25 protein-coding genes are annotated in these 22,961 nt (G+C 73.8%); 13 read left to right on the top strand and 12 right to left on the bottom strand.

The window, feature by feature from the left end; translation table 11 throughout:
• Window positions 1-54 precede the first annotated feature (54 nt).
• Window positions 55-1,416: an ATP-binding protein gene (locus ACSHV8_RS09860; RefSeq protein ID WP_436531573.1), complete on the top strand. Its 1,362-nt coding sequence runs from the start codon at window positions 55-57 to the stop codon at window positions 1,414-1,416.
• Window positions 1,417-1,458: 42 nt separating this feature from the next.
• Here the strand turns inward: ACSHV8_RS09860 and ACSHV8_RS09865 are convergent, their stop codons facing one another.
• Both ACSHV8_RS09865 and ACSHV8_RS09870 read right to left on the bottom strand, forming a co-directional pair.
• Window positions 1,459-2,352, bottom strand: a complete 894-nt coding sequence (locus tag ACSHV8_RS09865; protein WP_436531575.1) for a M56 family metallopeptidase — start codon at window positions 2,350-2,352, stop codon at window positions 1,459-1,461.
• Window positions 2,349-2,717 carry a BlaI/MecI/CopY family transcriptional regulator gene (locus ACSHV8_RS09870; RefSeq protein WP_436531576.1) on the bottom strand — a complete coding sequence of 123 codons (369 nt, stop codon included), beginning with the start codon at window positions 2,715-2,717 and terminating at the stop codon, window positions 2,349-2,351. Before ACSHV8_RS09870 ends, ACSHV8_RS09865 begins: the two co-directional genes overlap by 4 nt.
• A gap of 57 nt (window positions 2,718-2,774) precedes the next feature.
• Between ACSHV8_RS09870 and ACSHV8_RS09875 the strand changes: the two genes are divergently transcribed.
• Complete coding sequence (locus tag ACSHV8_RS09875; RefSeq protein WP_436531577.1) at window positions 2,775-3,440, top strand: phosphatase PAP2 family protein; 666 nt, start codon at window positions 2,775-2,777, stop codon at window positions 3,438-3,440.
• Here ACSHV8_RS09875 and ACSHV8_RS09880 read toward each other — a convergent pair.
• From ACSHV8_RS09880 to ACSHV8_RS09900, 5 genes are read right to left on the bottom strand one after another with little or no spacing between them, the layout of a single operon-like run.
• Window positions 3,409-4,278 carry a decaprenyl-phosphate phosphoribosyltransferase gene (locus ACSHV8_RS09880; protein WP_436531579.1) on the bottom strand — a complete coding sequence of 290 codons (870 nt, stop codon included), beginning with the start codon at window positions 4,276-4,278 and terminating at the stop codon, window positions 3,409-3,411. The genes ACSHV8_RS09875 and ACSHV8_RS09880 overlap by 32 nt on opposite strands.
• A gap of 1 nt (window position 4,279) precedes the next feature.
• Window positions 4,280-5,362, bottom strand: a complete 1,083-nt coding sequence (locus ACSHV8_RS09885; protein ID WP_436531581.1) for a phosphodiester glycosidase family protein — start codon at window positions 5,360-5,362, stop codon at window positions 4,280-4,282.
• Window positions 5,359-6,054, bottom strand: a complete 696-nt coding sequence (locus ACSHV8_RS09890; RefSeq protein ID WP_436531582.1) for an HAD-IB family hydrolase — start codon at window positions 6,052-6,054, stop codon at window positions 5,359-5,361. Before ACSHV8_RS09890 ends, ACSHV8_RS09885 begins: the two co-directional genes overlap by 4 nt.
• Complete coding sequence (locus ACSHV8_RS09895; RefSeq protein ID WP_436531584.1) at window positions 6,051-6,818, bottom strand: SDR family NAD(P)-dependent oxidoreductase; 768 nt, start codon at window positions 6,816-6,818, stop codon at window positions 6,051-6,053. The genes ACSHV8_RS09890 and ACSHV8_RS09895 overlap by 4 nt, the downstream gene beginning before the upstream one ends.
• Window positions 6,811-8,166 carry an FAD-binding protein gene (locus tag ACSHV8_RS09900; protein ID WP_436531586.1) on the bottom strand — a complete coding sequence of 452 codons (1,356 nt, stop codon included), beginning with the start codon at window positions 8,164-8,166 and terminating at the stop codon, window positions 6,811-6,813. The genes ACSHV8_RS09895 and ACSHV8_RS09900 overlap by 8 nt, the downstream gene beginning before the upstream one ends.
• Window positions 8,167-8,302: 136 nt before the next feature.
• On the opposite strand from ACSHV8_RS09900, the gene efeO reads away from it, so the two are divergent.
• The gene (efeO, locus tag ACSHV8_RS09905) at window positions 8,303-9,439 is read left to right on the top strand and encodes an iron uptake system protein EfeO (protein WP_436531588.1); all 1,137 of its coding nucleotides are present in this window, start codon (window positions 8,303-8,305) and stop codon (window positions 9,437-9,439) included.
• 47 nt (window positions 9,440-9,486) lie between these two features.
• Entirely contained in the window at window positions 9,487-10,449 is a 963-nt protein-coding gene (locus ACSHV8_RS09910; RefSeq protein ID WP_436531589.1) for an undecaprenyl-diphosphate phosphatase, read from the top strand.
• Window positions 10,450-10,466: 17 nt separating this feature from the next.
• Here ACSHV8_RS09910 and ACSHV8_RS09915 read toward each other — a convergent pair whose 3' ends face one another.
• On the bottom strand, window positions 10,467-11,120 hold the full coding sequence (locus ACSHV8_RS09915) for a DedA family protein (protein ID WP_436531591.1): 654 nt from the start codon (window positions 11,118-11,120) through the stop codon (window positions 10,467-10,469).
• 123 nt (window positions 11,121-11,243) lie between these two features.
• Here ACSHV8_RS09915 and ACSHV8_RS09920 point away from each other — a divergent pair, with 123 nt between their 5' ends.
• Both ACSHV8_RS09920 and ACSHV8_RS09925 read left to right on the top strand, forming a co-directional pair.
• The gene (locus tag ACSHV8_RS09920) at window positions 11,244-11,777 is read left to right on the top strand and encodes a phosphatase PAP2 family protein (protein ID WP_436531593.1); all 534 of its coding nucleotides are present in this window, start codon (window positions 11,244-11,246) and stop codon (window positions 11,775-11,777) included.
• A 14-nt stretch (window positions 11,778-11,791) separates the two neighbouring features.
• On the top strand, window positions 11,792-12,490 hold the full coding sequence (locus tag ACSHV8_RS09925; RefSeq protein ID WP_436531595.1) for a response regulator transcription factor: 699 nt from the start codon (window positions 11,792-11,794) through the stop codon (window positions 12,488-12,490).
• Here the strand turns inward: ACSHV8_RS09925 and ACSHV8_RS09930 are convergent.
• Complete coding sequence (locus ACSHV8_RS09930; RefSeq protein WP_436536735.1) at window positions 12,469-13,662, bottom strand: sensor histidine kinase; 1,194 nt, start codon at window positions 13,660-13,662, stop codon at window positions 12,469-12,471. The genes ACSHV8_RS09925 and ACSHV8_RS09930 overlap by 22 nt on opposite strands.
• A 90-nt stretch (window positions 13,663-13,752) precedes the next feature.
• On the opposite strand from ACSHV8_RS09930, the gene ACSHV8_RS09935 reads away from it, so the two are divergent.
• From ACSHV8_RS09935 to ACSHV8_RS09950, 4 genes are read left to right on the top strand one after another with little or no spacing between them, the layout of a single operon-like run.
• Window positions 13,753-14,355: a hypothetical protein gene (locus ACSHV8_RS09935; RefSeq protein ID WP_436531597.1), complete on the top strand. Its 603-nt coding sequence runs from the start codon at window positions 13,753-13,755 to the stop codon at window positions 14,353-14,355.
• The gene (locus tag ACSHV8_RS09940; RefSeq protein ID WP_436531599.1) at window positions 14,352-15,005 is read left to right on the top strand and encodes an ABC transporter ATP-binding protein; all 654 of its coding nucleotides are present in this window, start codon (window positions 14,352-14,354) and stop codon (window positions 15,003-15,005) included. The genes ACSHV8_RS09935 and ACSHV8_RS09940 overlap by 4 nt, the downstream gene beginning before the upstream one ends.
• The gene (locus ACSHV8_RS09945; RefSeq protein ID WP_436531601.1) at window positions 15,002-15,616 is read left to right on the top strand and encodes an ABC transporter ATP-binding protein; all 615 of its coding nucleotides are present in this window, start codon (window positions 15,002-15,004) and stop codon (window positions 15,614-15,616) included. Before ACSHV8_RS09940 ends, ACSHV8_RS09945 begins: the two co-directional genes overlap by 4 nt.
• Window positions 15,613-18,210: an ABC transporter permease gene (locus ACSHV8_RS09950; RefSeq protein WP_436531603.1), complete on the top strand. Its 2,598-nt coding sequence runs from the start codon at window positions 15,613-15,615 to the stop codon at window positions 18,208-18,210. Before ACSHV8_RS09945 ends, ACSHV8_RS09950 begins: the two co-directional genes overlap by 4 nt.
• A gap of 3 nt (window positions 18,211-18,213) precedes the next feature.
• On the opposite strand, the gene ACSHV8_RS09955 is transcribed toward ACSHV8_RS09950, so the two are convergent.
• Window positions 18,214-18,654 carry a flagellar basal body-associated FliL family protein gene (locus ACSHV8_RS09955; RefSeq protein WP_436531604.1) on the bottom strand — a complete coding sequence of 147 codons (441 nt, stop codon included), beginning with the start codon at window positions 18,652-18,654 and terminating at the stop codon, window positions 18,214-18,216.
• A 327-nt stretch (window positions 18,655-18,981) separates the two neighbouring features.
• On the opposite strand from ACSHV8_RS09955, the gene ACSHV8_RS09960 reads away from it, so the two are divergent.
• The gene (locus ACSHV8_RS09960; RefSeq protein WP_436531606.1) at window positions 18,982-19,443 is read left to right on the top strand and encodes a hypothetical protein; all 462 of its coding nucleotides are present in this window, start codon (window positions 18,982-18,984) and stop codon (window positions 19,441-19,443) included.
• 16 nt (window positions 19,444-19,459) lie between these two features.
• On the opposite strand, the gene ACSHV8_RS09965 is transcribed toward ACSHV8_RS09960, so the two are convergent.
• Both ACSHV8_RS09965 and ACSHV8_RS09970 read right to left on the bottom strand, forming a co-directional pair.
• Window positions 19,460-20,116 carry a response regulator gene (locus tag ACSHV8_RS09965; protein ID WP_436531608.1) on the bottom strand — a complete coding sequence of 219 codons (657 nt, stop codon included), beginning with the start codon at window positions 20,114-20,116 and terminating at the stop codon, window positions 19,460-19,462.
• The gene (locus ACSHV8_RS09970; protein ID WP_436531610.1) at window positions 20,113-21,309 is read right to left on the bottom strand and encodes a histidine kinase; all 1,197 of its coding nucleotides are present in this window, start codon (window positions 21,307-21,309) and stop codon (window positions 20,113-20,115) included. The genes ACSHV8_RS09965 and ACSHV8_RS09970 overlap by 4 nt, the downstream gene beginning before the upstream one ends.
• A gap of 99 nt (window positions 21,310-21,408) precedes the next feature.
• Between ACSHV8_RS09970 and ACSHV8_RS09975 the strand changes: the two genes are divergently transcribed.
• Complete coding sequence (locus ACSHV8_RS09975) at window positions 21,409-22,134, top strand: ABC transporter ATP-binding protein (RefSeq protein ID WP_436531612.1); 726 nt, start codon at window positions 21,409-21,411, stop codon at window positions 22,132-22,134.
• Entirely contained in the window at window positions 22,131-22,919 is a 789-nt protein-coding gene (locus tag ACSHV8_RS09980; RefSeq protein ID WP_436531614.1) for an ABC transporter permease, read from the top strand. The genes ACSHV8_RS09975 and ACSHV8_RS09980 overlap by 4 nt, the downstream gene beginning before the upstream one ends.
• The last annotated feature ends 42 nt before the right edge of the window (window positions 22,920-22,961 follow it).

Consider the following 22,961-nt stretch of genomic DNA (forward strand, 5'->3'; position numbering starts at 1 on the left):
CGCTGAAATCCACTTTCAGTACGTCCTCAGAAAGGCCCGGTTACCGTGACCGTCATGCTCCGATTGTTGCGGAAACGACTCGGCGTTCGGATGCGCTCCGCCCTGGCCGCCGGAATCGTGGTCGTCCTCGCCTCGGTCTTCGCCGGCGCGATCCTGCTGTTCACCGCCCGGGGCATCCTGCTCGACAACGTCAACTCGGCCGCCAGCGACCGGACCGCCCAGGTCACCGCCGCGCTCACCGCGCAGAACGCGGCCGCGCTCGACGTCGCCCTGCGCTCCTCGAAAGCCGGCCGCAGCCTGGTCCAGGTGGTCACCCAGGACGGGCAGGTCGTCGGCGCGTCCACCGCGATCGCCGACCTGCCCGCAATGTCCGGCCTGCGCCCGGCGGTCGGCCGCCGCGAGCAGGAGAGCAAAAATCTGCCGGTCGGCGAGGGTGAGCCGTGGCGGGTGGTGGCGACCGGGGTCAACACCGCCGACGGCAAACGGATCGTGCTGGTGGCCGAGTCCATGGACGCGGTCAGCGACAGCACCGAGGCGATCCTCGTCGCGCTGCTGCTGGGGCTGCCGGTGCTGGCGCTGATGGTCGGGGTGGCCACGTTCTACTTCGTCGGGCGGACCCTGCTGCCGGTCGAGGCGATGCGCCGACGGGCCGCGACCATCACCGCCACCAACCTGCACGCCCGGCTGCCGCTGCCGGAGGCCGACGACGAGATCGCGGCGCTGGCCACCACCATGAACACGATGCTGGACCGGATCGAGGCGTCGGCCGCGGCCCAGCGGCGGTTCGTCGGGGACGCCAGCCACGAGCTGCGCAGCCCGCTCACCACCATCCGGGCCAACGCCGACCTGTTGGCCGGCACCGACCGGTCGCCGTCGGTGCGGCGCATCCAGTCCGAGAGCGCGCGGATGTCGCGCCTGGTCGAGGACCTGCTGCTGCTGGCCCGGGTCGACGATCAACCGGTGCCGGCCCGCCGGGAGGACGTCGACCTGGACGATCTGGTCTTCGCCGAACGGGAGCGGATCTCGGTGGAGCATCCGCACCTGCGGGTCGAGGGCGGGGTGTCGCCGGTGCGGGTCACCGGGGACCGGGATCAGCTGACCCGCGTACTGCGGAATCTTGTCGACAACACCGTGCGGCATGCCCGCGAACGGGTCACCGTCAGCCTGACCGGCCGGGACGGGCAGGGCGAGATCGTGGTCGGCAACGACGGTCCGCCGATCCCGCGGGCCGACCGCGAGCGGATCTTCGACCGGTTCGTGCGGCTCGACGACAGCCGGTCCCGCGACGGCGGCGGGTCCGGGCTGGGGCTGGCCATCGCCCGCGACATCATCACCACGCATCAGGGGACGCTCACGGTGGACGACCTGTCCGAGGGCGCGGCCATGCGCCTGCGCCTCCCGGCCTCCCCCGAGTAACGCGGTCTCTCCGGCCGGCGAGGCGCGGGCCGGGTCGACTTCTCAGTTCAGCCAGGCGCGGGCCAGGTCGACGAACGCCTCGGTGGCGATCGCCGCGACCGCCACGAACCCGGCCGCGAGCAGAGCCGGGACGATCAGGCGGCGGCGGAGCCGGTCCGGTGTGGCCTGGCCCAGCGCCCGGACCCGGCGCACCGCGGCGCCGCCGTCGATGCCCAGCGCCGGCCCCGGTTCCGGCCCGGAGCCGGCCAGGGCGGCCCGGGCCACCGCCTTGGCGGTCAGGCGCCGGTCGCCGACCCGGGTCGCCGCCACCTCGTCGGCCCAGCGCTCGACCAGGTAGGCGACCGCGTCCCGGACCGGGATGAGCAGCGGGTTGACCGCCGCGGCGGCGGCCGCCGCGGCGACCAGCCGGTGATGCCGGTGCTCCAGGTGAGCCTGCTCGTGGGCGAACAGCACGCGCCGCTCGTCGGCGTCGAGCAGCCGCAGGATCCCGGTGGTGACCAGCAGATGCCCGGGCCGGCCGACGGTGCCGGGAACGGCGACCGCCATCGGTCGGGCCCAGTCGGCGATGACCAGGCCGTCCTGGACCTGGCCGACCGCCCGCAACCGCCGATGCGTGCCGAGCCGCCGGCGCGCGTCGGCCAGCAGCCGGACCCCGCCCCAGACCAGGATGATCCCGGCGACCAGGGCGATCGGCCCGGGCACCGGCTCCGGCAGCTCCAGGGTGGGGGAGTCGTCCAGGGCCGACAGCGGCGGCACGTCGTCGAGCATGGTCAGCGCCAGCATCGTCAGCGACCAGGTGGACGAGACGGCGGCGACCACGGCGGTGGCGGCCAGCGCGCGTGCGGCCGGGCCGGGCGCGCCCCGGGCGGCCACCCGCGGCGCGATCAGCGCCAGCGGCAGGGCCAGCAGCAGCGGAAGGTAGATGGCGACGGTCATGCGGGGCGTTCGGCGTCGGCCAGCAGGTCGCGCAGGATCGCGGCGTCGGTGGCGTCGAGCGACTCGGCGAACTGCCGGAGCACGGCGTGGCGGTCGGTGCCGTCCGGCAGTGCGGCGCGCATCTGGGCGACCGCGGCGGTGGCCGCGTCCCGCGCCGGCCAGTACTCGTGCCCGCGGCCGGCCCGGCGGCGCTGCACCTGACCCTTCTCGTGCAGGCGGATCAGGATCGTCTGCACGGTGTTGTACGCCAGGTCGTCGCCGATCTGCAGCTGCACCTGCGCCGCGGTCATCGGCGCGTCGGCCGCCCACAGGGACGTCATGACGGCCGCTTCCAGGGCGCCCGGGCGTCGTCTGTCCTTGGTCACACGCTGAGAATATCGGGAAACCTTCACCTACAGGATGTAGGAGCTAGGCTCGGTGGCGTGACCCTCTTCGTGATCGGCCGACCGGCGGCCGCGTTCCTGCTGCTGACCCTCGCCGTGGCCGGCCGGGCCACCCCGCTGATGACGTTCGACGCGTGGGTCAGCCACGGGGCGCACACCCTGGCCCTGGCCCATCCGGTGTGGCGTTCGATCATGGCGGCGGTGACCGTCACCGGCAGCTTCGCCGTGATCACCCCGCTCGCGGTGGCCGGCTGCGCGTTCCTGCTGGCCACCGGCCGCCGGTGGCCGGCGGTCTTCGCCGCGCTGGCCCTGACCGTGACCCCGCTGGTCCGGCTGGTCGTGCTCGCCCTGGTGGCCCGGCCACGCCCGGTCGACCAGCTGGCGCCGGCCGCGAACTACTCGTACCCGTCCGGTCACAGCAGCGCCTCGGCGACGGCGGCCCTGGTCCTGATCATGGTCGGGTGGCCGTTGCTGCGCACCCGCCGGAGCCGGATCGTGCTGGCCGTCGCCGCCGGGAGCTGGGCGGTGACCGTCGGGGTGAGCCGGGTCGCACTCGTCGTGCACTGGCCCAGCGACGTGGTCGGCGCCTGGCTGTTCTCCGTGACCATGGTGCTGAGCATCGCCGCGCTGGTCCGCCGGCTGGCCGGGGCCGCACCGGTGCATCCGTCGCTCCCTACGAGAAATAGATCGCGCCGGTGGCCATGACCGCCCACGCGAAGCCGGCGACCAGCAGGAAGCGGTCGGAGACGAGCAGGTTCTCCGGCGCCTCGCCGTCCCCGCGCGACACCAGCAGGCTGTACCGCATCAGCGCGGCCAGGAACGGCACCAGCGACAACCCCAGCAGCGGCAGCGACGTGTCGTCACCGGCGAAATCGAAGGCCCATCCCGCGTACGCGAGGACGGTCCCGGTCAGCGTCATGGTCATCGTCTGCTGCAGCCACGACGTCGGGTAGGCGGCGAGCACGGCCCGGCCGCTGCCGTCGCGGCGCAGCTCGCTCAGCCGCTTGCCGGTGACCAGGAACAGCGACCCGAGCAGCGCGGTGAGCAGGAACCAGCTCGACATCGGCACCTTGGCCGCGTAGGCGCCGCCGATCGTGCGCAGCAGGAACCCGCCGGCCACGGCCAGGATGTCGATCACCGCGACCCGCTTGAGCCACGAGCTGTAGGCGAACGTCAGGGCCAGGTACGCGACCACGCATCCGGCGGTGGCCGGGCCGGCCAGGGCGGCGACCAGGGGAGCCGCCGCCGACAGGCCGAGCCCGATCAGCCAGGCCGTCCGGACCGGGACCAGGCCGGCCGCCACCGGGCGCCGGGACTTGACCGGGTGCCGCCGGTCGGCCGCCACGTCGGACGCGTCGTTGACGAAATAGGTGCCGGCCGAGGCGAGGACGAACGCGGCCAGCGCGACGAGACTGCCCGGCCGCACCAGCAGGCCGGCCGCCAGGGGTGCCGCGAACACCAGCACGTTCTTGATCCACTGCCGGGGCCGGGCGGTGACCAGCAGCGGTGACGCGGCCGGGGCGGCGAACGTGCCCAGCGCCATGTCAGCCCGCCGTCACGTAGAAGAAGTCGCGCTGATCCGGTTGCAGGTAGCGGTTCGCCGAGCGGCTCATCGCGGGCAGCAGCTTGGTCGCTGTCCCGGACGGTTGCCAGGACGCGAAGCTCGACATGCCGGTGTGGATGTCCAGTTGCATGCCACGGACGATCCCGGCGTCGACCATGGCCGCGGCCAGGGTCGTCAGGTTCATCTTGTCGCCGGCCACGTAGATCAGGTTGCCGTCGCGGTCGAGGCCGGCCCCGGAGCGCCAGGTGTACTGGTACTGGTTGCGCGGCGACCCCCAGCGCCCGTTGGCGTTGGTGGCGATCCCGTCCACCGGCCGGCCGTGGTCGACGACCAGGTGAAGGTTCTGCCGGACGGCGACCACGTCCGGGCCCATCGCCACGTCCGTACCCCAGGATCCGATCGTCATGGAACCGTCGCGCCTGATCACCAGGGATGCCAGCCCGTCGGTCAGCGGCTGCGAGTACCGGCCGCCGAGGAAGAAGCCGCCCGGCGTGTCCTTCATCTTGAAACCGGAGTTGAACGTGGCGACCAGCTTCCCGACGTCGCCGGAGGGGACGGCGGCGTTGCCCGGCCAGGGTGCTCCGCCCGGCTGCGCGGTGCCGGCGACCAGGTGCGTGACCGTTCCGGCGGCGCGGATCCAGGCGACCCCGGCGACGATGCTCAGGTGCTGCCGGTCGGGGCGCAGGAACCCGGTGTAGATCAGCGGCTGCCCGTTCGCGCCGGTGCGCCCGGCCGACCAGGTCGCCTCGCCCGGCAGCGGTGTGACGTCCTTGAGCAGGGGAAGCTGCGGTGGGCCGACCACGCGGGCGGTGCCGGTGCCGATCGACGGCAGGGTGCCGGCGTCGGGCGGTCCGGCGGCCGGCTTGTGCCGGGTGTACCACCAGTTCTCGATCGCGTTGACCACCCCGTTGCCGTTGTTCGACCGGACCCAGTCGACCGTCCGCATGGTGAAGGTGGCGCTGCCCGGGGCGGTCAGCGCCCGGGCGTACGAGACGGCCGGCCAGACCAGCAGCAGCACCGCGACCAGGGCGATGATCCGGAGCACCCGCCGTCGCGGCCTCATCGGATCTCCCCGGTCCGGATCCGACGGTACGGCCGCACCCGCACCCCGACGTCGGCCAGCTCCAGCAGCGGCGTGTCGACGTCACCGTCGGCGTAGGCCCACACCTGCGCGGCCGGTTTCGCGGCCAGGTACTCCCGCACCCGCCGCGCCTTCTCCGGCCCGCGGCAGTTACCACCGGCGATCGCGCCGGTGAGCCGCCCGTTGACGACGGCCATCTCGGTGCAGATCACCTCGTCGGCGCCGAGCAGCCGGCCGAGGTGACGCACGTACAGGCCGGGCGACGCCGAGGCGATGATCATGCGATGCCGGTTGCGGCGGTGCCAGAGCCACTGGTGCAGGGAGTCGGTCCGCACCTGGGCGGCCATCAGCCGCTCGGCGTAGCGGCGGGCCACCCGGTCCACCTCGGTCGCCTCGCGCCCGCCGAGCAGCCGCTGCAGGACCAGGGCCTTGACCGCGTCCCGGTGCGGCAACTCGCGGGCGGCGGCGGTCAGTGCCCGGAACACCGCGGCCGTCCCGGCGACCCGGCGCAGGAACGGTACCAGCGTGTCGGTCCTGGTCAGGGTGCCGTCCAGATCCCAGATGGCGGCCGGTCGGCCCCGGTCCGGCCCGCTCCCGGCGGCCCCCGGGTCGCCGAGGCGCAGGACCCGGGGTGGTTCGACGACGGTCAGTGGCGGTATCCGGCCGTTGATCATGAGTTCGTTCCTTCCTGGAGGCGCCGGTAGACCGCGGCCGGCAGCAGCCGCAGCGCGGTCATCACCGGTCGCAGCACGGCGGGGGAGTGGACGAGCGCGGCCCGGCCGTTCAGCGCCCGGCCGACCCGGGCGGCGACGTCGCCGGGACCGGTGGTGAACGGCGGTTCGGGCAGTCCGGCGGTCATCCGGGTCCGGACGTGGCCGGGCCGGACCACCAGCACCCGGACGCCGCTGCCGCGCAGCGACCGGCCGATCCGGCGGGCGTAGACGTCGAGCGCCGCCTTGGCGACGCCGTAGCTGAACAGGCCGTCGCGGGTGCGTACGGCGGCGACCGAGGAGAGCACGATCAGCGTCCCGTGCCCCTGCTCACGCAGCCGGGCCGCGGCGGCGTGCACGGCCAGCACCGGCCCGAGCAGGTTGGTGCGCAGGGCCCGCTCGACCGCGGGTGTCCCGGTCAGCGCGGCCTCGTCGGTGAGCACCCCGACGGCCAGCACGACCACGTCCAGGTCGCCGTGCCGGGCCGCGGCCGTGGCCAGCACGTCGACGGTCGCGGCGGCCGGGGCGAGCGCGTCGTAGTGCAGGGTGGAGACCGGCCGCCGGGGTGCGGCCAGGCGCCGCGCCGCCTCGGCCAGGGCGTCCGGGTCGCGTCCGGCGAGAATTAGATTCCCCGCGTACGGCAGCAGTTGCGCGGCGACGGCCTGCCCGATCTCCGAGGTGCCGCCGAGCAGCAGCACGGTCTGCGTGCGCCCGAGCCCGTCACGCACGGCCGGCCTCGACCAGGTCGCTGATCCGCTGCTCGGTCAGCCGCAGCCGCCGGGCCAGGTCGGAGACCAGCCGATGCTCCGGGTCGAGCATCGACCGCACGGCCCGCCAGCGGGCCAGCCCCGGATACATCGCGTCGACCAGATCCGGGCGCACCCGGCTGTCCTTGACCAGGTAGACCCGGCCGCCGGCCGCGGCCACCCGCTCGTCCAGCCGGTCCAGCACCGGCGCCAGGGTCGCTCGCGCGGCGAAATCCATCGCCAGGCTCCAGCCCGGGGCCGGGAACGACAGCGGCGCCGGGTTCGCCTCGGCAAACAATTTGAGTACGGACAGTGACGGCGCGAACCCGGCCGCCCGCGTCGCACCCAGCGCCTCCTCGAGGACGTCCTCGGCCCCGAACGGCACCGTGAACTGGTACTGGACCAGCCCCCGCCGCCCGTGCAGCCCCGGCCAGCCGGGCAGCGTGTCCAGCGGGAAGTGCAGCCGGTCCAGGGACCGCTCGTGGCGTGGCCGCACCCGCACGGTGAGCCGGCGGGCCCGGTCGGCGACCGCGGTGAGCGGCGGCCAGGCGATCCCCCGTCCCGGCAGCACGGGTGTCCGGTGGGCGGTCGGGGGCCGTCCCGGGCTGAGCGCCCCGGCCCGCGCCGGTCGTGCCCCGGTCACCACCCCGGCCCCGCCGTGATCGACCCAGGCGACCGCGTGATCGCTGGTCGCGGCCACCGCCCGCAGCCGGTCCAGGACCCGGTCCAGGCTCGGCTGTTCCTCGTCCACGGTGGTCACCCACCACGAGCCGAGCGGGACCAGCCGCAGCCGGGCCCGCCGGATGATCCCGGTCAGGCCGAGGCCGCCCACGGTTGCCCAGAACTGTTCCGGGTTGACCGTCGGACTCATCTCCGTCGTCCCGTGCGCCGGGGTCAGCACGGTCATCGCGGCCACCTGGGCGCCGAACGTCCCGTACCGCCGATGGTTCTTGCCGTGCACGTCGGCGGCGATCGCCCCGCCCACGGTGACCCCGGCCGAACCCGGCACCACCGGCAGCGTCCACCCGCCCGGGGCCAGGTGCCGGATCAGCGCGCCGACGGTGACCCCGGCTCCGACCTCGACGGTCGCGGTGACCCGGTCGACGCTCCCGATGTCGCCCGGTCCGGACGTGGCGACGACCAGCCCACCCGCGTTCTGCGCCGCGTCGCCGTACGACCGGCCGCCTCCTCGGGCGATGAGCCCGCGCGGTCCGGCGGCGGCGAACACCGCGGCCCATTCGTCGTCCGAACCCGGCGTGACGACGGCGGCCCGGCTGCCCGTGGCCCGGCCCCACCCTTCGACAAGTGTCTGTTGCCCGAAGCTCTTCACGCCGCCCACCATGCGGCCCCGCACCTGAACAGCTCCTGAAACGCAACGGTGGCGGTTTCGCGGTGGAGTTGACTAGCACCTACAAGATGTAGGAGATTCAGGGCTTAGGTTAGCCTGCCCTCAAGGAGCATTCCCCATGCGTAACTCCCGGCTGCTCGTGACCGCCCTCGCCACGGGCGCGACCGTGGCCTGCCTGACCGCCTGCTCCGACGCGACCACCTCGGCCGGCCCGGCCGCCGACGGCAAGATCGCGATCCGGGCCGGTGACACGAGCTGCGCCGCGGGCGTGAGCACCGCCCCGGCCGGGACCGCGGTGTTCGCGGTCGTCAACGAGGGCTCCAAGGTCACCGAGTTCTACGTCTACGCCGACGGGGACCGGGTCCTGGGCGAGGTGGAGAACATCCTCCCGGACGTCACCCGGGACCTGCGCGTCGAGCTGCCGGCCGGCGCCTACCAGCTGGCCTGCAAGCCCGGCATGGTCGGCGCCGGGGTCCGCACCGCCCTGCACGTCACCGGTTCGTCGGCGCCGCTGGCCGCGGACGCCGCCCTGGCCGAGGCGACCGCGAGCTACCGGCGCTACGTCCGGACCGAGAGCGCCGGCCTGCAGCAGAAGACCAAAGAGTTCACCGACGCCGTCAAGGCCGGGGACATCGCCAAGGCCAAGGCGCTCTACCCGATCGCCCGCACCTACTGGGAACGCATCGAACCGGTCGCCTCCAGCTTTGGTGACCTCGACCCGAAGGTCGACGGCCGGGCCGACACGATCGAGCCGGGCACCGAGTTCACCGGCTTCCACCGCCTGGAGCAGGACCTCTGGCAGGCCGGGGACGTCAGCCGGTCCGGGCCGATCGCCGACCGTCTGACCAGTGACATCGCCGAGATCGCGACCCGCTCGAACGCGGTCCAGCTGTCCCCGCTGAGCCTGGCCAACGGCGCCAAGAGCCTGCTCGACGAGATCGCCACCGGCAAGATCACCGGCGAGGAGGACCGCTACTCGCACACCGACCTGTGGGACTTCGCGGCCAACATCGAGGGCTCCAAGGCCGCGATCGCCGCCCTGCGACCGGCCCTTCAGCAGCGCGCGCCCGACCTGATCGCCCAGGTCGACGCCGGTTTCGCCACGGTCGACGCGGCCCTGGCCAAGCACCGCGCGGGCGACGGCTACCGGCTGCACACCGAGCTGTCCAAGGCCGAGCTGAAGGAGCTCTCCGACGTGATCAACGCACTCGCCGAGCCGGTCAGCCGGGTCGCCGCCGCCATCACCCCGCGGTAGCCCGCTCTCAGCGTTTTCTCATCGACCGGCCGGGACCATGCGCGACCATGACCGTGCCCGCACTCACCTACCCGGAAGCCGTCGTCATCGGACTGCTGCAGGGTGTCACCGAGCTCTTCCCCGTCTCCAGCCTCGGGCACAGCGTGCTGCTGCCGGCCGCGATCGGCGGCAGCTGGGCGCGCGACCTGAGCCTCGGGGCCGACCAGTCGCCGTACCTGGCCTTCCTGGTCGCCGTCCACGTCGCCACCGCGGCCGCGCTGGTCTGGTTCTTCCGGGCCGACTGGGTCCGGATCGTCCGCGGGCTGTTCACCTCGGTCCGCGACCGCCGGATCGCCGACCCGGATCAGCGGCTGGCCTGGCTGCTGATCGCCGCCACCGTCCCGGTCGGGGTCGCCGGGCTGCTGCTCGAACACACCGTCCGCACCACGCTGGGCAAACCCCTTCCCGCGTCGGTGTTCCTGATCGTCAACGGTCTCCTGCTGGCCGCTGTCGAAAGAATCCGCCGGCGTACGGGCGAGCGCCGTGTCCCGGTTCCGGCCGGGCCCGGCGCGACCGGCGTGTACGTCGCCTCGTCGGCGCGCGCGGGCGTGTCGGCCGGCCACGGTGACGTGGAGTCCGACCACCGGCTGGCCGACCTGGGCTGGAAGCAGGCCACGGCGATCGGTGCCGCGCAGATCCTCGCCCTGCTGCCCGGGGTCAGCCGTTCGGGCGTCACGATCGGGGCCGGCCTGCTGCGCGGGCTGTCCCACGAGGACGCCGCCCGGTTCGCGTTCCTGCTGGCCACGCCGGTGATCGCGGCGGCCGGCGTGCTGAAGCTGCCGGAACTCGCGGGTCCGGCCGGTCAGGGCGTCGCCGGCCCGGTGCTGGTCGGCAGCGTCGTGGCCGGGCTCGCCGCGTACGTCTCCTTGAGGTTCTTGACCCGGTATTTCGAGACCCGGACGCTGAACCCGTTCGCCATCTATTGCGTCGTGGCCGGCCTGGCCGGGGTGGCCTGGTTCGGCACGCACTGAAGCCCCGCCGGCCGCGGCTACCGCGTGGGTGCCTGGTGGCCGCGGCGGCGGGCTCGCAGCAGCTCGAACGCGATCGGGATGACCGAGACGACGACGATGCCGATCAGGATGAACTCGATGTTGTTCCTCACGAACGCGATCTGGCCCAGGAAGTAGCCGAGCGTGGTGACCCCGCAGCCCCACACGGTTCCGCCGATCACGTTGTAGAGCAGGAACGTGCGGTAGTGCATGTGACTCGCGCCGGCCACGACGGGTGTGAACGTCCGCACGACGGGTACGAAGCGGGCCAGGACGATGGAGCGGGCCCCGTACTTCCGGAAGAAGTTCTGGGCTTTGGTCAGGTTGTCCTGCTTGAACAGGCGGGAGTCGGGGCGGCGGAACAGGGACGGTCCGAAGCGCCGGCCGAACAGGTAGCCGAACTGGTCACCGGCGACGGCGGCGATCGAGATCAGCAGGCACATCAGCCACAGCGGCTGGTGGAGGTAGGTGTCGTCGGCGACCAGCAGGCCGGCCGTGAACAGCAGTGCGTCACCCGGCAGGAAGAGCCCGATGAGCAGCCCGGACTCGGCGAAGACGATCGCCAGGATGCCGACCAGGCCGAACGTCGAGATCAGCCAGTTCGGATCCAGGAACGACGGTCCCACGGCGAGGATGGTCTGGGCTTCCGGCATCGAGGCGTCCTTCGTCGAGGGGCGGAGCGCTAAAACCTACACGATGTAGGTTTCCGATGCGGGCGCCGGTAAACCACACGGCGATTCAGCGAATTCTCAACACCGGCCGGGCAGCCTGCGACCGTGAACTATCAACTGTTCCAGCTGCTCAACGGCCTGGCCGGCCGGGTCGACAGCGTCGACGACCTCATGGAGTTCGCCGCCGAACTGCTGATCTTCGTGTCCTTCGCGATCACCGGCTGGCTGGCCGCCCGCTCGTGGTGGCAGGGCCGGCGCCGACCGGTGATCGACCTCGGCGGCGCGCTGGCGATCGCGTTCCTGATGGGTACCGCACTGAGCCGCCTCAACCATCAGGTGCGCCCGTTCCAGACCCACCAGGTGACCCAGCTGATCGCCCACGACCCGGGCGTCTCGCTGCCCAGCGACCACGCCACCGCCGCGTTCGCGATGGCCTTCGCCGTCGCGGCCTTCCTGCACCGGCGCTGGGGCGTCGCACTGACCGTGATCGCGGCCGCCGTCGGGTTCGCCCGGGTGTGGGTGGGCGTGCACTACCTGGGCGACATCGCCGCCGCCGCGATCATCGCCGCCCTCGGCGTCGGCACGGTGGTTCTCCTACGCCGGCTCTCGCCGGACGAGGTCACGGCCCGCCGCGGATGAGACCGGAGGCGACGGTGAGCGACAGTGGGGACGCACCACCGCGGGTCCTGGTCGTCGAGGATGATCGCGACGTCGGCTCGGGGCTGGCCGGCGCTCTCGCCCTGGACGGCTACGAGGTGAGCTGGGCCCGCACCTCGGCCGACGCGACGCGACTGGTGGCCGACCGCGTACCGGATCTGATTCTTCTGGATCTTGGTTTGCCGGACGGGGACGGCCTGGAACTGTGTGCGTCGATCCGGGAGCGGTCGGCCGCGGTCGTCGTGGTCGTGGTGACCGCCCGCACCGACGAGGCCGACGCGGTCCGGGCCCTGGACGGCGGCGCCGACGACTTCGTGATGAAGCCGTTCCGGCCGGTCGAGTTGCGGGCCCGGCTCCGGGCCCACCTGCGGCGGCGTGGCGAGTCCGGGCCGCCGGAGCTGTCGGCCGGGCCGGTGCGGCTGGATCAGCGGGCCCGCCGGGCCTGGGTCGGCGGCCGGGAGATCGAGCTGCGGCCCAAGGAGCACGAGCTGCTCGCGGTGCTGGTGGCCGCGGCCGGCGAGGCGGTGCGCCGGGAGCACCTGATGGACGTGGTGTGGGACGAGCACTGGTCGCGGTCGACCAAGACTCTCGACGTGCACGTGGCCAGTGTGCGCCGCAAGCTGGCCGACGCGGGGGACCGGTGGGACCGCATCACGACCCTGCGGGGGTACGGCTACCGGTTCGAGGCCGACTGAAGCGGCACCAGCAGCGCGACGCGCGGGTGGGTGCCGCGGCGGCGGATCAGCAGTGACCCGCCGGCCCGTTCGACCATGCCGGTGACCATGGTCAGGCCGTTGCCGAGCGGTGTTCCGTCGGCGAACCCGCCGCCCTCGTCGGCCACGCTGATCAGCACCGATTCGCCGTACGGTTCGACGGTCACCGTGACCGTCCCGCCGCCGTGCCGGATCGCGTTGTCGAGCAGCACGTCGAGGCTCTGCCGCAGGGCCGGCCCGCTGAGCGCGACCGGCTCGTCGATGTCGCTGTGCAGCCGCACCGGTCGTTCCGGGGTGTGCCAGCGCCGGACGGCCTCGCCGGCGATCCGGTTCGGGTCGCCCGCGCCGGTACCGGTCCGGGCGCGCAGCGCGAGCAGGTCCGCGATGGTCGTCTCCAGGTCCCGGGCCCGGGCCAGCGCGGCGCTCACGTCCGGTTCGGGCCGGTCCAGGGCCAGCACGAGCCCGGCCAGCGGGGTTCGCAGCTGGTGGGAGGCGTCCCGGACGAATTCGCGCTCGTGCCGTACGAGATCCGCGATCTGGGTGGCGCTGTCGCGCAGGGCGTCCCCGGCCGCGTCCGCCTCGGTGATGCCCCAGCGCGGTAGCCGCAGGTCGTAGCGTCCGTCCCCGAGGCCGCGGGCCGCCCCGGTCAGCGTCTCGAACGGCCGGGCGATCCGGGCCGCCGAGCGCCGGGCCAGCAGGATCGCCACGGCGATGACCAGCAGCGCGAGTCCGGCCAGCAGCCCCCAGATCCGGTAGCTGCTGGCCCGCAGCCGATCCCGGGGTACGGCCGCGCGGACACTGCCGGCGACCGTGGTGTCGGAGATGACCGGCACCACCACGGCCAGGTCGGCGCCGTCGTTCCCGTCGTGTTCGTGCCCGTCGACGGCGAGCGCGGCCAGCGCCGAGCGGTCCGGGCCGGTGCCCGCGAGCCGGACGCCCCGGGCGTCGTAGACCGCGATGCCGGCCGGCACCCGCAGCGAGGTGCCGAGGAAGTCGTCGGGTACGGCCGCGACCGCGCGGGTGGCGTCCCGCTGCAGTCCGGCCAGGGCCTGGCTGCTCACGAGCCGGTCCAGCACTACGGCCAGCGGCAGGCCGAACAGCAGCAGCGACAACGCCACGACCAGCAGGATGGCGTTTCGCACCCGGGTACGCATCACCTACGTACTGTAGGAAGCCGGAAGGCAAAATGCGCCTTTACCTTTCGCTGGCCGGGCGCTGGCCCGGGGTTCTCTAGCGTCGCGGCCATGCCACGAATCAGCCCCTGGGTCGCGCTCGTGCTGACCCTCGCCGCTTGCAGCAACCCGAGCAGTCCGGCGGCCGCTCCGGCCACGTCGGTCACCGCCCCGGCCGGCCAGGAGACGGCGGTGCCGGCCGAGAACAATCCGCCGGGCGACATCCCGGACAACGTCGCCTTCGTCGAATACGCCAACACCGCCGGGAAATATCGCTTCACCCACCCCGAGGGCTGGGCCGAGAAGACCCAGGGCGCCACGGTCACCTTCACCGACAAGCTCAACGGGGTGCAGGCCACGGTCGGCTCGGCCACCACCGTCCCGACCGGCGCGTCGGCCACCGGGCAGGACGTGCCGGCCCTGCAGAGCAGCCAGGCCGCCTTCGAGCTGCGTGGCATCACCGAGGTGAGCGTGCCCGCCGGCTCCGGTGTGCGGATCGTCTACCGCCGCAACTCGGCCCCGGACGCGGTCACCGGCCGGCAGTACCGCGACGAGGTGGAACGCTACGAGATCGTCGCCGGCGGCCGCGAAGTGATCATCGAGCTGTTCGGGCCGGTCGGCGCCGACAACGTGGACGCGTACCGCACCATGATCAACAGCTTGAAGATCGCATGAACCCCCTTGAGGCGTACGGGATCCATCGCTTCTACCGGCGCGGCGACACCGAGATCGCCGCCCTGCGAGACGTCTCGCTCACCTGCGCGGCCGGGGAGACGGTCGCCGTCACCGGGCCGTCCGGCTCCGGCAAGTCGACGTTGCTGCACCTGCTCGCCGGTCTGGACGACCCGGACGGCGGCCGGATCGACGTCGCCGGGCAACGCCTGAGCCACCAGAGCCCGTCGCGGGCGGCCCGGCTGCGGGCCGCGCACATCGGCGTGCTCACCCAGAGCAGCGGCCTGCTCGGACACCTGAGCGTGCAGGAGAACGTCCGCTTCGCCGCCTCGCTGGGCCACGCCCGCGGGCCCGCACCGGCGGAGCTGATCGACCGGCTCGGCCTGCACGCCGTACGGCACAGCCTGCCCCGCACCCTGTCCGGTGGCGAGACCGCTCGCGCCGGGCTGGCGGTCGCCCTGGCCGGCGCCCCCGACGTCCTGCTCGCCGACGAGCCGACGGCCGAGGTCAGCCGCGACGAGGAGACCACGATCCTCGACCTGCTCACCCGCTGGCGCCCACCCGGGGGTACGACCGTGATCGTCACCCACGCCGCCGCCGTCGCCGAGCACGCGGACCGGGTCCTGCACCTGGTCGACGGGAGACTGACGTGATCCTGTCGGCCACCGCCGTCACGGTCGTCCTCGGCGGCCGGACCGTCCTCGGCGCCACCTCGGTCGCGCTGGCGGCCGGCGAGCAGCACGCGGTGACCGGCCGCTCCGGCTCGGGCAAGACCACCCTGCTGCTCGTACTGGCCGGCCTGCTCGCGCCGTCCACCGGAACCGTCGAGCGGAGTCTCGACCGGGCCGAGGTGATGTACGTACCGCAGGCCCCGTCGCTGGTCCCGGAGCTGACCGCCCTGCAGAACGCCACCCTGGGACTGCGGATCCGCGGTGTCGCCCCGGCCGAGGCCCGCGACCGCGCCCGCGCCCTGCTCGCCGAGTTCGGCCTGGCCGACGCGGGCGACGCGCTGCCGGCCGAACTGTCCGGCGGCATGCAGCAGCGGGTCGCCCTGGCGCGGGCTCTGGCCGTACGTCCGCGGCTGGTGCTCGCCGACGAGCCCACCGCCGCCCTGGACCAGGCCACCGGGGCCCGCACCCTGGACACCCTGATCGGGTACGCGCGGGAGTCCGGCGCCGCCCTGATGGTCGCCACCCACGATCCGGCCCTCGCGGCCCGTTTCCCGGCCCGAACCGTGACCGCCGCTCAAGAGGTGCTCCGATGATCCTTCGCTACGTGATGCGCGGACTGCTGCGCCGCCCGGCCGAGACCGTCGCGGCCGCGGTCGCCGTCGCCCTGACCGTCGCCTTCCTCGTCCTGCTCGGCTCGTTCACCGCGCGGACCGGGGCCCGCCTGACCGAGCGCGCCGCCGCCCGGGTGCCGGTCGACTGGCAGGTCCAGGTCACCGCCGGCAGCGACCCGAAGGGGGCGCGGGACGCGCTCGCGGCGGTGCCGGGACTGACCGGATTCCGCGCCGTCGACTACGCCCGGATTCCCGGCCTGACCGCGGTCTCGGCCGGGAACGGCACCCGGACCACCGGCGCCGCCTACGTCGTGGCCCTGCCCGCCGACTATCCGGCCTTCGCCCCGAGCGAGATCCGGATGCTGCTCGGCCGCGACGGCGCGGTGCTGCAGCAGCAGACCGCGTCCAACCTCGGGGCCGCCCCCGGCGACATCGTCACCGTGCTCGGCGCCGGCCGGCCGGTCCAGGTCACCGGCGTGGCCGAGCTGCCCAACGCCGACTCGTTCTTCCAGGTCGTGGGGGCTCCGGCCGGGTCCGGCGCCAGTGCCCCGCCGGACAACGTCCTGCTGGTCGGCCCGGAACGGTTCGCCGCCCTGACCGGCGGCGCCACCGTCGTGCACCAGTTCCACCTGCGGCTGGACCGCGCGTCCCTGCCGGCCGATCCGGCCGGGGCCGCGGCCGAGGACACCCGGCGGGCCAACCACTACGTGGCGGCGGTGGCCGGGGGCGCCCTGATCGGCGACAACCTGCAGGTCGCGCTCTCCGCGGCGCGTGAGGACGCGATCTACGCCCGTCTGCTGGTGCTGCTGCTCGGCGTACCCGGCCTGATCCTGGCCGCGGTCGTCACCGCCCTGGTCGTCTCCCTGCGCAACGACCGGCAGCGCCGTGACCTGGCCCTGCTGCGTCTGCGCGGGGTCACCCCGCGCCGCGCGGCGATCCTGTTCGGCGGCACCGCCCTGGCCGACGGGCTGCTCGGCGCCGCGCTCGGACTCGGCGCCGCGATGCTGGCCTCCCGGGCCGGGCCGTTCGGGCCGGTCACGGCCGGCTGGCTGACCGCCGGCGCGATCGCCGGTGTGCTGCTCGCGGCCGGCACCGAGCTGGTCCCGGTCGCCGCCACCCTGCGCGGCTCGGCGCCCGCGGTCACCGACGCCGTGCACCGGATGCCGCCCACCCGGCTGCCGTTGCCGCTGCGGCTCGGCCTCGACGTCCTGCTGCTGGCCGGTTCGGCGATCGTCTTCTGGCTCACCGCCCGTGGCAAGTATCAGGTGGTCGTCGTCCCGGAGGGGGTCCCGGTCACCTCGGTCAACTATGCCGCGCTGCTCGCCCCGGCCCTGGCCTGGCCCGGCCTGGCCCTGCTGATCTGGCGGGTCACCGTGCTGATCCTCGACCGGCCCGCGCGGATCCCGGCCGCGGATCCCGGCGGCCGGTTCGCCGACCTGCGCCACGACGTCGTCCGCCGCCGCCGCGTGCTGATCGCCCGGGGCGTGACCGGGCTGGCCGTCGCGGTGGCGGTGACCGTCTCGGCCGCCGTCTTCACCCACACCTACGACCAGCAGGCCCGTCTGGACACGGCGCTCACCGTCGGCTCGGACGTCGCCGTCACCGTGGCCCCGGACAGCACCACCGGCCTCGACCCGGCGATCGCCGCGGTGCCCGGCGTCACCGCCGTCGAGGCGGTCAGCCACCGGCTCGTCTACGTCGGCCCGGACCTGCAGGACCTGTACGGCATCGACCCCGCCACCATCGGCCGGGCCGCCCCGCTGCAGGACGCGTTCACCCCGGGAAGCTCCGTCCACGACGTGTTCGCCCGCCTGGCCGCCACCCCGGACGGCGCGCTGCTGTCCCAGGAGACGCTGCACGACTACCAGCTGCATCCCGGCGACCAGGTGCAGCTGCGTCTCAAGGACGCGAGCGGCACCTACCGGCCGGTGCCGTTCCACGTGGTCGGTGTCATCACCGAGTTCGCGACCGCCCCGCGGGACAGCTTCGTGCTGGCCAACCGCTCCTACGTGGCCTCGGCGACCGGCCTGGACGCCGTGCAGACCCTGTTGGTGCGGACTGCGGCCCCGGCCGCGGTGGCCGCCGCCGTCCACGCGCCGCCGGCCGCCCTGGTCAACGACATCACCGCACCCCGGGTGGCCGTGCCGTCCGCGTCCGGCCTGGCCGCCGGGAGCCTGGCCGGACTGTCCGGTCTCACCCTGGCCTTCGGGATCCTGCTCGCCGCGGCCGGCGCCGGCCTGGTCCTGGTGGTCGGGGCCACCCAGCGCCGCCGGTCGATCACCGCCCTGGCCGTCCTCGGCGCCTCGGCCCGCCGGCGGGCCGGGCTGCTGTGGACCGAGGCGCGGATCCTGACCATCGCCGGTGTGCTCGGCGGCCTCGTCGCCGGCGCGGTGATCGCGGCCGAACTGATCAAGGTGCTGACCGGCATCTTCGACCCGCCGCCGGAACATCCGGCGATCCCCTGGACGTTCGTCGCGGCGGTCACGGCGGCCGTCACCGCCACGGCCCTGCTGGCCACGCTGGGCTCGGCCCGCTGGGCGACCCGGGTCGACGCCTCCCGGCTGCGTGATCTGTGAGGCTCACTGGGTGACGAACGCCGTGTAGTAGAGGTCCATCACGTCCGGGCTGCCGCCGGCGGTGTAGTCCTTCTGCACCGCCGCGAGCAGCTCGGCCTTGGCCGTGTCACGACCCTGCGCGGTGGAGAGCGCGGCGATCGTCTTTCCGGTGTAGACGTCGAGCGCCGAGTTGACCGCCGCCGCCGTGTCGACCGCGGTCGTCCCGGACGCGGACGTCTGCTGCATCGCGAAGTTCAGCTTCAGGTAGTGCCCGTCGGCCAGGTTCACCGTCAGCGAATCCTTCAGCGGCGTGACGATGCCCTTGGTCGCCGCGGCCGGCGTGCTGCTCCGCGTCACCGCGTACCAGCCGCCGCCGGCACCGAGCACGGCCAGCGCCGCGACCGCGATGACGACCAGCTTCTTCTTCGACTTCGGCGCGCTCGTGGTGTTCTCGTCCGTGCTCATCGGATCTCCTCGGGTGTGCGGTGGTGGCAACGCCCGAGACCGTCGGCATCGCCCGCGGACCGTTGAGCATTCCCGGCCGCACTCGCCTTCAGCGCCGTCTCAGCTTCCGTCTCAGCTCCCGGCGACCTGAGAGAACGCTGAAGGAGCCGGCGTCGGCCGGCCGCGTTCTTACGCCGCTCTTAAGGACACATAACAGCTGCTCTTAGCCGCGCTGCCGATCGTGAACCACGTACCGCCCGGCGCTCGTCCCGGCGATTCAAGACCAAAGACCACCGCCGATTAGGTACGGACAGAGCACCGCCCCCACCTCTCGAAGGAATACGAACCATGAGCGACCTGAACCCGAGCCGGCCCCACGACGACGACACCTCCGCCGAGCACGTCGCCGGCGCCCCCGCAGCCGGCCCGGCCCCCGACCAGCAGCCCCCCGCCCCGCCCGCTCCCGCCACGCCTGCTCCCGCCGCCTCGACCGGTGACCGCCGGTACCGCCGCCGCCTGCCCCTGGTGACCACCGGCGCCGCCCTGTTCCTCGGCATCCTCCTCGGCGCCGGCGCGGTCGCCGCCGCCTCGGAGTTCGGCGACGGCCACGGCGAGGACCGCGGCAACCACCAGGGCTCCGACACCCGAGCCGACGGAACCGGGAACGACGGCGACAACGGCCGCAACGGCAACGGCAAGGCCGGCCGCAACGGGCGCGACGATCATTCCCGGCCGAACGACGACGGCCGTCCCACCCCGGCGCCGTCGACGTCCAGCACCGGCACGCCGGTCCCGTCCGCGTCCTCCTGAGCCGCCGGGCGACCGGTCAGGGCACGACCAGGCCGGTCCGATAGGCGACGATCACCAGCTGTACGCGGTCGCGCGCCCCGAGCTTGGTCATCAACCGGCTCACGTGGCTCTTCACGGTCGGCATGGTGATGTGGATGCGCTCGGCGATCTCGGCGTTCGACGCGCCCCGGCCGACCAGGGTCAGCACCTCGCGTTCGCGCTCGGTGATGCCGGTCAGGGCCGGGGCGTCACCGGACGGTTCGGGGTGCCGGGCGACCATCTCGATGAGGCGGCGGGTGACGCTCGGGGCGACAAGCGCGTCACCGGCCGCGACCACCCGGATCGCGGAGACGATCTCCTCCATCGCCATGTCCTTGACCAGGAAGCCGGACGCGCCGGCCCGCAGGGCGCCGTACACGTACTCGTCGTCGTCGAACGTGGTCAGCACGACCACCCGGGGCGCGGCCGGTGTCGCACCGATCCGGCGGGTGGCCTCGATGCCGTCCATCCCGGGCATCCGGATGTCCATCACCACCACGTCCGGGCGCAGCGCCCCGGCCAGTCGGACCGCTTCGGCGCCGGTCCCGGCCTCGCCGGCCACCTCGATGTCGGTGGTGTCGGCCAGCACCATCCGCAGCGCGGTGCGGACCAGGGCGTGGTCGTCGGCGAGAAGTACCCGCACCGTCGCGGTCATGCGGCAGCGGGCAGGCAGACCGCCACCCGGAAACCGCCGCCGGGCCGGGTGCCCGCGGCGAACGTGCCGTCGAGCAGGGCGACCCGCTCGCGCAGGCCGATCAGGCCGAACCCGGCGGGTCCCGTGGGGTCGGTGCCGGGGCCGTCGTCGTCCACCTCGATCGCCAGATCGGCCGGGTGGTAGGTGACCGACACCCGGCAGACGCCGGCCCCGGCGTGCCGCAGGACGTTGGTCAGCGACTCCTGGATCACCCGGTAGGCCGACAGCTCCACCTCCTCCGGCAGCGGGCGCCGGGCGCCGTGCCAGGACAGGTCGACGGCGACCCCGGCCGCGACGGTGGCCGCGACCAGCCGGTCCACGTCGGCGAGACCGGCCGGCCGGGGCTGGTCGGCCTCGCGCAGGGTGCCGACCATCCGCCGCAGGCCGGCCAGGGTGTCCCGGCCGGTCGCCTCGACCGCCCGCATCGCCTCCCGGGCCTGCTCAGGCTGCGTGGTGATGACCCGTGCGGCCGCGCCGGCCTGCAGGGCGATGATCCCGATGCTGTGCGCCACCTGATCGTGCAACTCGCGGGAGATACGCAGTCGTTCGGCCATCACGGCCTGGGTGGCGGCCTGTTCGCGCAGGCGTCGCGCGTTGCCGCGGGCCTGACGCACCGAGAACCCGACCAGGCCGGCCACCAGCAGCGGCAGCACCACGAACGCCACCCAGGCGGTCCAGTCCAGGTCCGGGCCGAGGCGTCCGTAGTCGTCCGGATGGCCCGCGAACGCCCGTAGCGCGGCGCCGACCGGTTCGACGGCGAGCACCGGCAGCAGGCCGGCCGGCCAGGTCCGTCGAGGGCGGCTCGCCACCAGATGCGCCATGACCACGTCGGCGGCCAGCAGAAGCATGGCCAGGGAGGTGTCCAGCGAGGCGGCCATCGCATCGTGGCCCAGCACCAGGACCATCACCGTCGCCGCGCCGACCAGCAGGTACAACGCGGGCAGCGGCCGGCGGCGGGCCAGCCCGGCCGCGGCGAGCCCGCCCACGGCGCACACCGCGGTCACCGCCCAGACCCAGGCCGGTGGCGTCGGCAGCCCTGACGGCATGCCCGGCACGCGGGAGAAGCCGCGCAGCGCCCAGAACGTCGCCGCGCACCAGAGCAGCGCGACCCAGGCACCCAGTGGCATCGATCGGCGTTGCGGTGAGCCCGGCATGGGCCGAGCGTATCGATCGCCGGGCCGCCCGGCATCCGACCACGGTATGCCGTCCGTGGTCCGATGACGGGCCGGTCCCCGGCGGGCCATGGTCACTCCATGATTGACGTCGATCAGCTGGTCAAACGGTACGGCCGGACCACCGCGGTGGCCGGGTTGTCGTTCACGGCCCGCCCGGGCCGGGTCACCGGTTTCCTCGGGCCCAACGGCGCCGGCAAGACCACCACCCTGCGTGTGCTGCTCGGCCTGGACCGGCCGGACGGCGGAACCGCCACGATCGGGGGTACTACGTTCGGCCGGCACCACCGCGGCCTGCGCCACGCCGGGGCGCTGCTGGACGCGCAGCAGGCCCACCCCGGCCGCAGCGCCGCGGTGCATCTGGCCGCGCTGGCCCGCAGCAATGACCTGCCAAGGAGCCGGGTCGACGAGGTGCTCGCCGAGGTCGGCCTGACCGAGGTCGCGGGCCGCCGGGTCGGCACGTTCTCGCTCGGCATGCGGCAGCGGCTCGGCGTGGCCACCGCCCTGCTCGGCGACCCACCGGTGCTGATCTTCGACGAGCCGGTCAACGGCCTGGACCCGGAGGGTGTGCGCTGGGTCCGGCTGCTGTTCCGGCGACTGGCGGCCGAGGGCCGCACGGTGTTCCTCTCCAGCCACCTGATCGGCGAGCTGGCCGCGACCGCCGACGACCTGGTCGTGATCGGTCAGGGCCGGCTCCTGGCCGTCGGTTCGGTGGCCGAGCTGACCGGCGCGCACGACTCCCTGGAGGACGCGTTCCTGGAGCTGACCTCGGCGAACGTCGACTACCGGGCGGGCGGCGCCCGATGACCGCGCTCATCGCCGCCGAATGGCTCAAGCTGCGTGCGCTGCGCTCGACCTGGTGGACGCTGGGCCTCACGGTGCTCACCGTGATCGGTGCGGCGGCGTTCTCGGCCCAGCAGGAGTACGTTCGCTTCCCGCAGCTGAGCCCGGCGGAGCAGCTGGACCACGGTTTTGCTCTCAGCGACGCGTTCCCGATGGTCGCCTACCTGTTCGTGCTGGTGATCGCCGCGAGCTCCGGCGCGGCCACGATGGTCGGCGAGTACGGTTCGGGCCTGATCCGGGTCACCCTGGTCGCGGCCCCGGCCCGGTCCCGGGTGCTGCTGGCCAAGGCGGTCGTCGTCACCGCGGCCTGGACCGTGACCGGCGCGTGCGGCGCGGCCGGCGGGTTCGCGGTCTCCCAGTGGATCCTGTCCGGGCGGGGAGCGAACGCCGCGCTGACCGATCCGGGCGCACTCACGGCGCTGGCCGGCGCCACCCTGGCCGGGCCGGTGGCGGCGCTGATCGGTCTCGGCATCGCGGTGCTGCTGCGGCACGGCGGCGCGACCTACGTGACCGCGATCGTGCTGCTCGTGCTCGTGCCGCAGCTGTTCACGACCAAGCAGCATCCGGGCGCGGAGATCCGGATGGCCATGGTGCTCCCGGCCTGGCAGCGCCTGACCTGGTCGTACGGCCCGCCGCAGTTCGTCGGTGACCTCTATCCGCCGCTGGCCGAGGCCTGGCTCGCCTACCTGTGCTGGCCGCTCGCCGTCCTGATCGCGGCGTTCCTGGTGTTCCGCCGACGCGACGCCTGAAACCGCCCGGATATGTCCTGACTTTCAGTGATTCCTCAGGGT

Origin of the sequence: Actinoplanes sp. HUAS TT8 (assembly GCF_051380535.1) — a bacterium.
Taxonomy (GTDB): Bacteria; Actinomycetota; Actinomycetes; order Mycobacteriales; family Micromonosporaceae; genus Actinoplanes.